Below are 13,900 nucleotides of genomic sequence, written 5' to 3'. Positions count from 1 at the left end.
AACTCTGTGGTGCAATCGATTCCGCTTGATTGACTTTGCAAGCGTGCTTATCCCTTCACTTAACACCGACACCCGGGTAGGACTATGGCTTACTCCAATACGCCTTCGAATCCCTTCCGCTGGCTGCTCTCTCAGGACACCGGTGCGCCACCGCCTGCCGAACCGGCGCACGTCAAGAACGGCCTGCCTGCGGATCTTCCGCTCAATATCAAGGAGCTGCCGCGCACACCGCTTCCCAAGCTGGAAGTTTTTCCCGACGAATTGCTCGCCCTGCGCAAACACCTCGGTATGTCGCGCAACGTCTTCGCGCACTATTTGCGTACGAATCCGCGCACGCTGGAGAACTGGGAGCAGGGTCGCGCGCGGCCCAATGCGCAAGCCGCCTGCCTGATTCGGCTCGTGCAGCAGAACCCGGGGCTCGTCTCCTCGCTCGCGCGTCTCTGACTCGCCTTCCCGTCGTTTCGTGCGCCGCACGTGCCGATGCATGGCAAAAGGCGGCATGCCGATGTACCGGCATGCCGCCTTTTGTTTATTGGGGAATCGATGGGCAGGATAGCCAGGCGCTACGGCTTGAGGCCACACGCTTCGCGAAGACACGCGACGAAGCGCTCGCACGCCGGGCTGGGCGACTTGTCGGCGCGCAGCGAATAGCCCACGTCGCCAAAGCTGCCCGGCATGGTGTCGGCCAGTACGCGCAGCAATCCCGACTCCACGAAGGGCGTGGCCGCCACCCGCGGCATCAGCGCCACACGGGGCGTCTCCAGCATCAAGCCGATGTTGGTCAGCACCGAGAGCGATTCGACGACATCGTCGGGCAACGCGAGCCCCGCGTCGCGGAAGAGCCGCTCGGCCGCGAGCCGCGACGGCGATTCCGGCACCGGCAAAATCCAGGCCCCCTCACGCAGTTGCGCGAGCGGCACACGCGCCGGCGCCTGGGTCCAGTGACGCGCCCCGCCGACCACGCTGAGCGATTCGTTGAAGAGCACTTCGTGCGTCAGCGCGAAGGCATTGGCGACAGGCAAGGCCTGCTCGGGCAGACGGCCCACCACAACGTCCAAGTCGCCGCTCGCCAGTGCGGGGAAGAGTTGCGCGGTCGTCGCTTCGCGCACCGTGACCCGTACCCCCGGAGTCCGCGCCTTGAGCATCGCGATCGTGCGCGGCAGCAGATCCGCCGCGGCCGAGATAAGCGTACCGACGATGACGTGTCCACTGGTACCCGCGCTGAACGCGTTCACTTCGTCCGTCAGGTAGCGCAGCTCCGCCATCAGCGACTTCACGCGGTGCCCGAGCAATTCGCCCAGCTCGGTGGGCTGCATGCCACGGTTGCTGCGCACGAAGAGCGGCCCTTCGAAACACGACTCCAGTTCGTGCACGATCTTGCTCACGGCCGGCTGCGTGAGACCGGTTTCATTGGCGGCGCGCACGAGTGAACCCGTCTCGAGCACGCGATCGAAGACCTGAAGCTGGTGAAACTTGAGCTTTCGTCCGAGATTGAGGGCGGTCCAGGGCAATGAGCGCATCGGCGTGCTGTTCAGGCCGCCGCGGCCGAGCCGGACGGCATCACCGACGCCGCGCCCGGCACGCCCTGCGCCGAGGGCGCCACCGATGCCACGGCATCGGATTCGGCGGGCTCAGCCGACAGGAAGGCCGCAACATACTCCTCGAGCATCGCGGCGTCCGGCAGCGAGGCCGGATTGACAGGGTGGTTGACGAGGCACCCGTCGAACGTCAGCACAAGCATCTCCACCACACGCGCGCGTCGTACGCCATCGCGCGCCAGACTCGGCGCGACGGCGGCCAGCATGTCCGACAGTCGCTCGCGAAACCAGTGCAGCAACGACGCGTCATAGGGATCGCCCGGGCCGACAGTGGCCAGCGCCTGCACCAGATTGTGCGAAAAGCCGTTGTCCAGTCTTGGCATCTGGACCAGCAGCCCCCCGAGCAATGTACGCATGCGCGCATGTGCGCCGTGTGCCGCCATGACCTCGGCTTCCAGCGCGCCAATGCGCGCCTTGAACCAGGTTTCGTAGACGCAGAAGAAGACCTGCAGCTTCGCGGTGAAGTAGCTGTATATGTTCGCGTGGGAAATTCCCGCACGCTTCGCGATCTGCACCATCGTGGTTTCCACGTAGCCCTTTTCGAGAAACAGGGCGTGAGACGCTTCCAGGATGGCCAGACGAATGTCTTCTTTCTTGACTTGTGGCATGGATAAGCCTGCACGGATAGGCCGAGCACCTCAATCGATTTGTCTCAACGATCGCTGAATTCAATAGCAAACTTCAGCGCGCACAGTATGCCAGCGCAAACGCAGCTTGCGGCGAAAACTAAGCGCAAACACTCCCCCGGATTTTCCCGATGCTTCACCGCATTCGGCGCGGATGGCGATGACAGCCATCGCGTTATACGCCGCGTAATCGCATGTTTCGCACGTTTCGCGCATCCGGGACTCGTGGACATCCACGGCGCCTTTTCGCGACCCACCCAAAGTATTTCAAATTTGAACAATTTCGGCATCATGTTGTCGGCATGCCTCGGTGCCTCGGCGATGTCGACGGTGGCGCATCGGGGACGAACATGCGCGACGGCGCAGCACTGGAAGTACTCGCAGCACTCGCAGAACCACGATACAAAATGATTTCCATCGCACACGCCAATTAATTCGGATTGCAAATTATCAACCGTTAGGCAAGCGTACAGTCAGATACGCATCGACGCCCCGCGATCAGGCGTGACAAAAGGGCTTTACAAAGTCTTACAAGATCGGGCGATCCAAATGTCGCAACTTGCGTCAAACCGGTGTCAGACATTCGTCAGTCCACGCCGACGACCGGCGCAATGAACGCCGCGCGATACCCGTATACCGCGATGCCCCTGTGGACTGCGCATCGACTTCGCACCATCTGGGCTTGGATCGGGCATTGCACTTTCGCCTTGCCGGCACCGTCGGTCAGCGCTTGTTTTAACGGCAGGTCACACCTGCAAATTCCCGGGGCCCGACGCCCCGTTTGAAGGAGCCACGCGTCATGAAAACTACACAACGATGGATCTCGCACCTCTCCAAGATTTCGCGCTCCGCAGGCCCGGTACTCGTGGGCGCCGCCTTGGTCGGCACGCTGGCCGGTTGCGGCGGCATGACGCCTCGCGAGTCGCGTAATACGGCCGTCGGTGCCGGCGTCGGCGCGCTTGGCGGCGCCCTCATCTCCGGCGGCGACCTCGGCACAACCGTGGGGGGCGCGGTCGTCGGTGGCGTGATCGGTAACGTCGTCACGGACGATCGCCATCGCCGCTGATCGCCGTCACCGCAGCATCGGGCGGCACTCAGCTCGACCGGCATCGCGTCGCGAGCACGTTGTCGCCGCCACCGTTCAATGTCATGAGCGCTCGCAAGCCGACGCGGCCACCACCAAGCCCTGAGCCCGCCCCTTCCGACGCGCAAAAAAATACGCCACGGCATGCCGTGGCGTATTCGTTTTCCCTGCCTGCATGCGGCGCGTGACTGCCGCGCAGGTCGAGTCGGCCTTACACGTGGAAGAACTCGGCGATGAACGCTGCGCCGAGGAACGTGCCGGCGTTCGCGAGGAACGACACGACCACGATGCGCCAACCGAGGCGACGGAACGCCGGCACATCCTTGGCGACCGACAGGCCGGCGTAGGTCAGCATCGGCGTGACCAGCGAGAGGAAGTTGATCTTGCCGGTGAACTGCTCGACGACCGGTGCGAACGGAAAGGCCGGCGAGGTCAGGAACATCGCGATGAGCGACACCCAGCACACGGCGGGCACCTTGCGGCGCGTAACGAAGTACAGCGCTTCGCCCACGATCACGGCACCGATCATGATGACCATGCCCGGCACGCCATCGAGAAACGGCGTCTTGAAGGCGATAGTGTTACCGACCAGTGCCAGCGCGCCCGAGAACACCCAGGCGAACAAACGCGCCCCGAAATTCATCTCGACGGTATGCGCCGTGCTCGCTTGCTTGAGTTCCTTGGCGGCTTCGGCATCGGCCACGGCCGCGGCTTCCGCGTTGGCACGCCCGCGGCGGCTCATGCGGCCCAGCACCGGCTCCATGACGCGGTAGCCCCACACGGCCAGCGGCAGCGAGATGAACAGCGTGAAGTACGTGCCGATGGTCGTCGTGATCAGGTTCGATGCGGCGGCAAACGTGGCCACTTCCTTGGCGACTTCCGGCGTTTGCTGCGCGGCGATGGCGCCGGCGGCGGCGGCCATCATCGAGCCCGAGCCCACGCCGGCGCCCATGGCGAGAGAATGCGGATGGAACAGGTTCAGGCTGGCGACGAAGCCCGCGAACAGCGAAATGAACACTGCGCCGAACACCGTGCCCGTGAGGTACTCGGCCAGCACGCCGCGGCCTTCGGGCGAATCGAAGCCGTACTTTTCACCGATGATGGCGAGGCTCGGTTCACGGCCAACCGAGAAGGTTGCGCCAATGGCTTCGCGCTTGATGCCAAGCATCAAGGCCACTGGCAACCCCAGGATGATCGTGCCCACGAAGTGGCCGAACTCCTGGAATACGAGCGCCCAACCGGCGGCCACCAGCTTGGGCAGCGAACCGCCCACGAGCAAACCCAGTTTCGCCACGAACAGCAGCAGTGCGGGTTGCAGAATGGCGGACGCCTGATGCTGCATCGACAGGTTGATCTGCGCAAAACGCGGCAGACGGGCTTGCGACAGGCCCAACGCCGCGCCGAGCAGCAACGCCCAGACCATCGGCAACAACACGATCTTGCCGTGACCGGCATTGATGCTGATCGCCCCGATCAGCTCTGCGATCACGAGAATCACGATTGCCCAAATATATAGGCGCACACCATCGCTGAAGGCGCCCCCTTGCGGTTGGCCCGCACTTTTTTCCATGACTGCCATCTGGGTCTCCCCTGCACTTGCGATTGAACCGGTCCGATGCCGTCCGGTCGCCCGGAAGGTGTACGAACATTTCGGTGGTTAAGGAAATTCGGCACGCCATCCGCCGGTCCCCAGACCGTCGGACTTCCCCATGACGCCTGACGGCTCGCCAGGTCGGCACGCCTCGGTGACAGCAACAGCGTTCCGCGCCGAACCACCCGAGGGCGGCATTATACGCGGTCAAAATCGCCGTTTCAGCCCCGAATCCCGCAGGCTGAAACGGCTTCGTACCCAGCTCGGTCTCACGACCGGTGCTCGGTCGCTTTCTCATTCATCGACGCGACGTTTCCCATCGCGGAACGCGGGATGACAACTCACCGCTTGCCGCGGCCCGGCCAATGACTTACCACTGACCGACCACCGACTTACCGCACGCCAGGATCAGACGTAGCCGAACGGCGTGGCCGGGTTTGCGGCGGTCTCGACCCACACGCTCTTGGTCTGCGTGTACTCGTACAACGCCTCCACGCCGCTGGAGCGGCCGTAGCCGCTGTGGTGGTAGCCGCCGAATGGCGACGCGACGTTGATCGTCTTGTAGCCGTTGATCCAGAACGTGCCGGCATTGACCTGTGCCGCCACGCGGTGTGCGCGGGCGACGTCTTGCGTCCACACCGCACCGGCCAGCCCGAACTCGCTGTCATTCGCGATCGCCAGTGCCTCTTCCTCCGTGTCGAACGGAATCGCCACGACGACCGGGCCGAAGATTTCGGTACGCGCCACGCCCATCGCATTGGTGGCGTCGGCCAGCACCGTCGGGCGCACGAAGAAGCCGCCGTCGCTGCGCTGCTGCGAACCGGCCGCCAGACGCGCACCGCCCGCGACGCCCGCATCGATCATGTTCATCACGTGCTGATATTGGGTGCGGTTGCAGATCGGACCGACTTCGGTGGTGTCGTCGAGCGGTTCGCCCACACGGATCTTCTGCGCGCCGCGCGCAAGCATGTCGACCATCTCGTCGTACACGCCGCGCTGCACCAGCAGACGCGAACCGGCCACGCAGCTCTGACCCGCGCTCGAGAAGATGGCGGCCTGGGCGCCGAGGCAGGCGCGCTTCAGGTCGGCATCGTTGAACACGATATTGGCCGACTTCCCCCCCAACTCCAGCACGCTGGGCAGCAGGCGCTGCGCAGCGGCCGCGGCGATCTTGCTGCCCGTGGCCGGCGAGCCGACGAACACCACCTTCTTGACGACCGGATGCGAGATCGCCGCCTGACCGGTGGTGTGACCAAACCCGGCGAGCACGTTGATGAGACCGCGCGGCACGCCGGCCTGCTCGGCGAGCGCGGCCACCACGAGCGAGCTGGCCGGGGTGAGTTCCGATGGCTTGAGCAACACGCCGTTGCCCATGGCGATGGCTGGGGCAAGCTGCCAGCCGCAGGTAAAGACCGGGGCGTTCCACGGCGTAATCTGCAACACCACGCCCATGGCTTCGCGACGCGTGTAGTTCAGGTGCGTGCTCGGCACGGGGATGACATCGCCGTAGAACTTGTCGGTCCAGCCCGCGTAGTACTCGAACATCTCGGCGACCTTGGCGACTTCGCCCCGGCAGTCGCGGATCGGCTTGCCTGCGCCGAGCGATTCGAGCTGGGCGAGCGCTTCGGCGTTTTCGCGAATCTTGCCGCCGACGGCCTGCATCACACGACCGCGGGCCGCATGCGTCAACGCCCACCAGGTTTTCTGTGCGGCTTGCGCGGCGTCGGCCGCCTGGGCCACGACGGCCGCGCCGGCGTCGCGGTATGTCAGCACCGTCTGGCCAGTGGCCGGGTTCACGATCTCGATGCTCGCTTCGCCCGAGCCTTCGAGCAGCTCACCGTTCACGAACGAGCCGATAGTGGTGGCCTTGGGGAAGAACTTTGCGAATGCGCCGAGCAAAGCGGCGGCTTGTTGGTCTGCCATGAGAACACTCCGTGCGACGCGCCCCGCGGGCGCATCGTATCGTCAAACAAAAAGGAGAATCAAACGCCGAGGCGTAACGCCACGAGCACTGCCGCGTGATTACGCCCGACCCGGCTCGATGAACTGCACGATGCGGTTGAAGTCCTCGTCATCGCCCACGGTCGCCGCGCTCGCGGCCCACAGACGGCCGACTTCGGCCGAGAGCGGTCCGGTGGCGAGCGTGCCCGTCTGCTGCGCGAGCGCCATCGCCAGACGCACGTCCTTGCGCATGAGCTTCATCGTGAAACCGGAGTCGAACGCGTTGTTGAGGATCCACGTCGGGTAGTGGGTCTGCGTCACGCCGCTGCGGCCCGAGCCGGCATTCAAGCCCTCCAGCACTTGTGCCGGCGCGACGCCCGCCGCCTCGGCCAGACGCATCGCTTCGCCGGCCACGACGAGATGCGCCGCGCACATCAGGTTGTTGATCAGCTTGGTCACGTGACCGGCGCCCACATCGCCGATGTGCACGCGCTTGGCCGACATGGCGGCGAGCACTGGCTCGACGCGCGCGACGTCTTCCACCGAACCGCCCAGCACCATCGTGAGCGCACCGTTCAGGGCGCCCTTCGGGCCGCCGGAGACCGGGGCGTCGACCAGCGCGATGCCCGTCTCGCGCAGCGTGGCGGCCAGCGCCCGCGTGCTGGCCGGATCGGCTGTCGATGTGTCGATGACGACCAGCCCTTCGCGACCGTTCGCGGCAATCCCGTCGGCACCGTTCACCACGGCTTCGACCACTTGCGACGTCGGCAGCGACAGCACGAGGGCGTCGGCTTCGCGGGCGAGGTCCGCGACCGAAGCCCGCAGGCCGATGCCCGCGTCGGCCAAGGCGCGAGCCGCGGCCGGCGACGGATCGAAACCGAGCACCGTGAAGCCGCCGCGCTGCAACGACAGCGCCATGCCGCGTCCCATGTTGCCCAGTCCGACCACTCCGATGATTTTCATGTTGACTCCAGATTGACTGCGAGAATGACACCGCCCCCACGGGCGACGTCGCGTTGCTTGGTCAGCCGGACCCTCCGGCCAACGCTTGGGAATTCCCGGGATGCCCGGTGCAGAGGGGAATCGATACGGCCCTGTGCCTTCAACGCGGCCTGCATGAGGCGCGTGTGGTCGGCCCTGGCATCCCGACGGATGGCCGGTGCGCCAGTCCCCGAACCGCCTGAGGTGTCACGTTGAAGCGGGCGCGGAGTCGGGCCGCCGTCGGTGGGCCTCGCCTGGGTTCGTTGCCCGCCAACAGGGCCGATCCGCATGTTTTGCAGTGTGGATTGAAAAAAAACGACGCTCAATGACAACGCTTGAAGATTTTTGTTCTAAAAATTAGTCTTTAGGGTATGACACCTGCCATCAATGAAAGCCGTCTGTTGTATCTATTTGAAGCCGTTCAGTGCGGCACCGTGCGCGCCGCGGCGGACCGGCTCGATATCGCGCCCTCGGCCGTCAGCCGCCAGATCGCCCTGCTCGAAGCCGAATTGGCGCTGCCGCTCATCGAACGCCACAAGCGCGGCGTCCACCTGACGCAGGCTGGCCGGCTGCTCATGGAGTATTACCGGGAGCAGCGCGCGCATCAGGAGGACTTGCTTGCCAAGCTGCAGGAAGTCCGGGGATTGCGGCGCGGACATATCCGGCTGGCCGTCGGCGAAGGGTTTATCAGCGATTTGATGGGCCCGCCGCTGCAGTTCTTCTGCAAGCGCTATCCCGACATCACGCTGACGCTCGATCTGGCGGGAACCAACGAAGTCATGCGGCTCGTGGCGGAAGACGACGCGGATATCGGGCTGGTCTACAACCCGCCGGCCGAACCCAAGATCGTGTCGCGCGCGCAAATGCGCCAGCCGGTGCACGCCATCGTCGCGCCCGACTCGCCGCTCGTCGAGCGATGCGCCGCGACCGGGGGGCTCAAGCTCGACGCGCTGTATGACGTACCGCTTGCCCTCATGCACGGGGCGTACGGCACGCGCCAATTGATGGCACTGGCCGAACAGTCGGAAAAATATCGGTTGACGCCCGCGGTCGCGACGAACTCGATTTCCGTGCTAAAGCATTTCGTGCGCGCCGGGCTGGGCGCGACCTTCCTGCCCGCGTTTGCCGTGTCGCAGGAGATCGAGGCCGGCGAGTTGCGGGCGCTACCGATCGATCACCCGATTCTCGAGCGGGCCGAGGCCCATCTCGTCACGCGCGCCGGCCGTCGACTGTCCGGCGCGGCCAACCGTCTGCTGACCCACCTGGAGAGCAAGATGGAAGCGTTCGGGGCTCCGGACTGACGCGAGCGGTCGACATTGCCGGATGCGCTCCGGGTCGCCGCGCCCCGCCGCGTCGGTTGCGGGCACGCAACAATCGGGCTACTAAGCCTTTACCCGATGTTGCGCGGCGCGGAATTCGGATATAAAAGAAGTCATCCGGGCCAGGGGGTCACGTTGCGTCGCAGTCCATCACATGCGACGTATCGCGTGCCGCCTCGCCAGCCAAATCCGGTCGTACGGCCGCGCGTGGGCCTGTCTTGACGCCGCGCAGCCGTCGGCCCTACGCCAGTGGACTGCCATGACGACGATCTCTGACGACCAGAGCGTGACGGCATCACTCGCAACCGCCCGCATTTCTCCATGCGGCGCCCGTTGCCCAGGCGTGGCCGCCTCCCGAAGCTTTGTCGTTCGTAACGAATTTTCAGGCTTTTCAAGCTTTTTCGACGGCATCACGTGTCGTCGTCGCACGGTCGCTGCGCGACGACGACGGCCATCACTACGCTCGAAGGCGCGGGGCAAAACGTAACCTGGGGGGCAGACCATGAAAAAGAAGCTCATCGCAGCCAGCCTGCTTTGCAGCATCGGCACGTTCGCGCACGCGCAATCGAGCGTGCAACTCTATGGCCGCGTGGACGGCGGCTTTCAGTTCATGAACCATATTCAGGACGGCAACGGCGGCACGGTCTCGCGCTGGAGCGCGCAAGGCGGCGACTACGGCACGAGCCTGTTCGGCCTGCGCGGCTATGAAGATCTCGGGCAGGGTTTGCATGCGGTATTCAATCTGGAGAGCGGCTTCCAGTTGATGAACGGCTTCAACAACCGTGGCACGGGCTCGATCTTCGACCGGCGAGCGCTGGTCGGCTTCAACTCCCGTTCTTGGGGGCAGCTGACGATCGGGCGAAACCTGTTCATCAGCAACGGGGTCTGGGACTTCGACCCGTTCCAGCAGCAGGCCTTCTCCTCGGCGTCGCTCGTGCGCGGACGCAACTGGCCGCAGGCAAGCAACACCGTCAACTATCAAAGTCCGAACTGGTACGGCTTCGACGTGGCGGGCCAGTATGCGTTCTCGAATATCGCCGGGCAGTTCAACAACGGGCGCGGCATGGGGGCGCAGTTGACCTACACGCACGACCGGTTCCAGTTGCGCGCCCTGTATGACGAAATTCGCGACAGCACCGGGCGCTTCACCGACGTCTTCGCCACGTCGCGCGAGTACTTCGCCGGTGCGAACGTGTTCCTGAACCGCTTCACGATTTCGCTGGGCTACACGCACATGTCCGCTCCGGACGCGCCCTCGCCCGACTTCGCCACACGTGCCGACCATTACTGGGCGGGCGTGAGGTATCAAGCCACGCAGGTCTGGGCGGCGAATGCGGCGGTCTATCACGTCAACGTGCCGGGCGGTTTCGGCAACGCCACGATGTTCGAAGTGGGCACGACGTACAGCCTCTCGAAGCGCACGTTCCTGTATGGCACGCTCGCCTACGTGAAGAACAGCGCCAATCAGAGCTTCTCCGTCGCCGCCATTCCGAGCGATTCGCTCGACAACCCGCCCGCCGGGAAGAGCCAGACCGGTGCCTACATCGGCGTGTCGCACTCGTTCTGATCGAATAGCGCGCACGTAACGCGCGAACGTCGACGACGAACGCAAGATGAAAAAAAAGCCGTCCGGCGCATTGCCGGACGGCTTTTTCTTGACTGCTTGGACAAACGTTACTGCGATTACTGCTGCCGTTACTTCTGCGACTGCTGCCGTTACTGTAGAGACCGCTGCTACTGCTACCGCTACTGCTACTACTGCTACTACCTCGCGAAGTGGGTGCCGGACGTGCCGGCACCCGCTCACCTCTGGATTACCAGACGTACTTGAGCGAGCCGGCCACACCGGCTTGCGTTTGACCCTGACGCAGGCTGCCGTTCACGCCACCGCGCAACGAGAGCTTCTTGCCGAACTTCACATCGACACCGGCTTCCGCGCTCACGATATCGCGGCCGAGCTTGTGGCCCGTGACCGTCATCGAACCCGCGTTCGCGGCGTTGGCGAGGGCGACGTCCATCGACGGCGCCGCATGCGCCAACTCCCGCTCGTAAGCGATGCGCAGCGACGGCGTGATGCTGTGCGACGCGTCGCCGAATTCCTTCCACAGGCGGGCACCGATGCCCACGCGTGCCGAGTTGAATTGGCTACCGTCGACCTTGAGGCCGCCTTCGCCGTTTTCGGTGAACCCCTTGACCGACGTGTTCGACACCTTGAGCGTAACGCTCGGATCGATGTTCACGGCGTGGGTGACGATATGCTTGCCGAACTGCGCGAAGCCGCCGACGGTTGCGGCGCTCGTCTTGCCGGAGAGGCCATAGATCTCGCCACCGAGCTTGGCCGCGCGCTGGCTCTTGATGGTGTGTGCGCTGTACGACACGCCACCGTTCGCGAACCAGCCGTCGACTTCGTGGGCGCCATACAAACCGACGCTGTACGTGCCGACCTTCGACGAAGCGTTCTGGCTGTGCTCGCCGTTGGCATCGACATTGGCATCCGCGTAGCCGACGGCCACACCGATGCGCGTATTGTTCTTCTTGACGTCGATGCCGGCGACCATGCCAGCGCCGCGCATGGAGAATCCGGCGGCATCACCACGCGCCTGGCCGGTCGTCTGGCCGCCCATGGCTTGCGCCCAAGTGGAGATACCGCTCGTTGCCGAGGCGATGTCCGTGGGCTGCATGAACGCATCGTCGCCCGACAGGCGGTCTTGCATGCCCTTGCGGAACAGGTCAGCGTTCTGCTGCGCCGCGTTGGCCATCTGCGTCAGCACGACACCGGCGGCCATGGCCTGGATGGCCGGGTTGACGGGTTGCACCGAAGCTTCCGATTCGGTGGGCTCCGCAGGCGACTCGGTGGCGACGGATTCGTCGACACCCACAACGGTATCCGTCGAATCGTCACCCACGTCGCTGTCCGTCGAATCCACACCCGCGCGGGTGACGTCATCGGGGTTGGTTTCCTTGCCATCGTCGCCGGTCGACTCGCCACGTTCCTGTTCCAGCGTTTCAATGACTTCGGTCAGCACTTGACGCGTCGTCACCTTTTCCTCATCGGTGGCATGCTCGCTCGTCTCGACGATGCGAGCCGTCGTCTCGGTACCTTCCTTGATCTCGCGGGTCTTGTCGTCCAACCACTTGCGCCAGTCGACATCCGAGGCATCTGCCATCACGACGGTGGGCATTGCTTTCGCTGCAGACTCGGTCGCGGCGGCGGCCACTTCGCCGATCTCGGCGACCGCAGGTGCCGGTGCGGGCACGCTGAGTGCCGAAGCGGTTTCGACCAGCGGGGCCTTCGCCACCATCAGCTTGGCCTTCTGCTTGGACTTCAGAAGTTCGAGGGCGCGCTTGGCTTTCGCAATTTCGTGGTCTTTCTGCTTCAGGAACGCCGGCTTGTCGAGTTCCGCGGCCATTTTCGCGTTGTTTTCCTTGCCGCGGGCGATGGCGTCGTCGATGCGCTTGAAGAAGTCGTCCGTCGAAAGGCCCGACGCATCGGTGAACGTGCGCTCGTGCTTGACCGTCAGCGACTCGGTCGGCTCCTGGTTCGAGGCACCGGCCGTCAACTGCGCAGCCGCGTTTTGCCACAGCGTCAGCGTCGCATTGGCCTTCTCTTGCGCCAAGGACTCATGACGTGCCTGGGTCGCTTCACGCATCTGCGTTGCCTTGCTCAGGTTGGCGCGCGCCTTGTCGAGGCGCTTCTCGGCTTGATCAAGTCCACGCTGAAAGAAATTGCCTTCGGCCTTGAGCACGGCATCGCTGGCATCCATGAGCGCTTTCGTCTGCTTGCGCTCAACCGTGAGGGCCATGACCAACTCGGCCTTCTTGTCCGCCGCGTCGGCGATCACCTGAGCCGCACGGTCCATCGACAGGCCCGACTGTTTGGCCGCCGTCCGACCCATTCGCTTCCAGTTCTCTTCCGCGGCACTCGATTCGGCCACCATTTCCGTTGCGGCGTTGGCGCTCACCATGCCGCCGCCCGTCAGGGCGACAGCCGCCGCGCCAGCAATGGCCGTACGTCGTACACGTGCCGCAAGCGTGTCGGCGTCGTGGGTGGAATGGAGACCGGTGTTGGTGTCGATAGCGTTGACCTTCATGTTCTACGTCCCTCTTAAATTCGTGATTGGCAATGTCGAATGCCAATCCGCAAGTTGCGTTGCATTCGATGAGTGACACGAATCTTAGGACGTGATTAACGTATTAACGGTCTTTGGGCTGGGGCATTGGGAATTTACTCACCCAAAACCCTCGCCTTGGGACATATCCCACGGAAAACAAGGTGAAAATCCCCATCAATATCATCGAAACGCAAAAAATCCACCATAAAATCGCGGAATTTATAGCCATTAGCCCTCACAACATGGGAAGCAGCACGACGTCACCGGCAACGCGAAGTGCGCATGGCATTCACCGAATCGATTCACACGGCATCGAATGATCGGCGCTCCGATCCGCGCATTGTTTTCAGCGGTGTTGTCTCCGCTTTCTGAAAGCGTTTTCCAATAGCAAAACCCCCGTTACCGATCAGTAACGGGGGTTTCGACCCAATCGTGGGAAACCTATGGCGCGTCGATCATGACAGCTCGTCGCGCCAGACGGATCGCCTTGGGAAGCGATCTGTGCTTTCCCCTTGCGAGGGAAGCGTCCTGCTCACGCCTTTAGAAGCGATACTTCGCCGAGATACCGCCGCCCAGCGCGCTTTCGCCCTTGCGCACGCTGACGTTGCCGCCCACGCGCACTTCCAGTTGCTTCTTGAGCTGCATGTC

11 protein-coding genes are annotated in these 13,900 nt (G+C 63.9%); 5 read left to right on the top strand and 6 right to left on the bottom strand.

Annotated elements, in window-relative coordinates; translation table 11 throughout:
• The first annotated feature begins 84 nt into the window (after window positions 1-84).
• A complete protein-coding gene (locus tag PEP31012_RS18800; RefSeq protein WP_017234237.1) occupies window positions 85-444 on the top strand; it encodes a helix-turn-helix domain-containing protein in 360 nt (119 codons plus the stop codon).
• Window positions 445-563: 119 nt separating this feature from the next.
• On the opposite strand, the gene PEP31012_RS18795 is transcribed toward PEP31012_RS18800, so the two are convergent.
• Together PEP31012_RS18795 and PEP31012_RS18790 are read right to left on the bottom strand one after the other, a co-directional pair.
• Window positions 564-1,520 (bottom strand): LysR substrate-binding domain-containing protein, encoded by a 957-nt coding sequence (locus PEP31012_RS18795; protein WP_150590827.1) that lies wholly within the window; start codon window positions 1,518-1,520, stop codon window positions 564-566.
• Window positions 1,521-1,531: 11 nt separating this feature from the next.
• Entirely contained in the window at window positions 1,532-2,206 is a 675-nt protein-coding gene (locus PEP31012_RS18790) for a TetR/AcrR family transcriptional regulator (protein WP_150590826.1), read from the bottom strand.
• An 817-nt stretch (window positions 2,207-3,023) separates the two neighbouring features.
• Here PEP31012_RS18790 and PEP31012_RS18785 point away from each other — a divergent pair.
• Window positions 3,024-3,290, top strand: coding sequence for a hypothetical protein (locus PEP31012_RS18785; protein WP_150590825.1), 267 nt, complete (start codon window positions 3,024-3,026; stop codon window positions 3,288-3,290).
• A 229-nt stretch (window positions 3,291-3,519) separates the two neighbouring features.
• Here PEP31012_RS18785 and PEP31012_RS18780 read toward each other — a convergent pair whose 3' ends face one another.
• From PEP31012_RS18780 to PEP31012_RS18770, 3 genes are all read right to left on the bottom strand, one after another.
• Window positions 3,520-4,887, bottom strand: a complete 1,368-nt coding sequence (locus PEP31012_RS18780; protein WP_150590824.1) for a DUF3100 domain-containing protein — start codon at window positions 4,885-4,887, stop codon at window positions 3,520-3,522.
• A gap of 420 nt (window positions 4,888-5,307) precedes the next feature.
• Entirely contained in the window at window positions 5,308-6,822 is a 1,515-nt protein-coding gene (locus PEP31012_RS18775) for an aldehyde dehydrogenase family protein (RefSeq protein ID WP_150590823.1), read from the bottom strand.
• Between the two features lie 99 nt (window positions 6,823-6,921).
• Window positions 6,922-7,896, bottom strand: a complete 975-nt coding sequence (locus tag PEP31012_RS18770) for an NAD(P)-dependent oxidoreductase (protein WP_246171385.1) — start codon at window positions 7,894-7,896, stop codon at window positions 6,922-6,924.
• A gap of 296 nt (window positions 7,897-8,192) precedes the next feature.
• Here PEP31012_RS18770 and PEP31012_RS18765 point away from each other — a divergent pair, with 296 nt between their 5' ends.
• Together PEP31012_RS18765 and PEP31012_RS18760 are read left to right on the top strand one after the other, a co-directional pair.
• Entirely contained in the window at window positions 8,193-9,122 is a 930-nt protein-coding gene (locus PEP31012_RS18765) for a LysR family transcriptional regulator (protein WP_150590821.1), read from the top strand.
• Window positions 9,123-9,642: 520 nt separating this feature from the next.
• Window positions 9,643-10,707, top strand: coding sequence for a porin (locus PEP31012_RS18760; RefSeq protein WP_150590820.1), 1,065 nt, complete (start codon window positions 9,643-9,645; stop codon window positions 10,705-10,707).
• 247 nt (window positions 10,708-10,954) lie between these two features.
• On the opposite strand, the gene PEP31012_RS18755 is transcribed toward PEP31012_RS18760, so the two are convergent.
• Window positions 10,955-13,231 (bottom strand): autotransporter outer membrane beta-barrel domain-containing protein, encoded by a 2,277-nt coding sequence (locus PEP31012_RS18755; RefSeq protein ID WP_150590819.1) that lies wholly within the window; start codon window positions 13,229-13,231, stop codon window positions 10,955-10,957.
• A gap of 182 nt (window positions 13,232-13,413) precedes the next feature.
• Here PEP31012_RS18755 and PEP31012_RS23730 point away from each other — a divergent pair, with 182 nt between their 5' ends.
• The gene (locus tag PEP31012_RS23730) at window positions 13,414-13,572 is read left to right on the top strand and encodes a hypothetical protein (protein WP_174978306.1); all 159 of its coding nucleotides are present in this window, start codon (window positions 13,414-13,416) and stop codon (window positions 13,570-13,572) included.
• The last annotated feature ends 328 nt before the right edge of the window (window positions 13,573-13,900 follow it).

This window comes from Pandoraea eparura (genome assembly GCF_902459725.1).
Classification (GTDB): Bacteria; Pseudomonadota; Gammaproteobacteria; order Burkholderiales; family Burkholderiaceae; genus Pandoraea; species Pandoraea eparura.
This window is presented reverse-complemented; position numbering and strand designations above follow the sequence as displayed.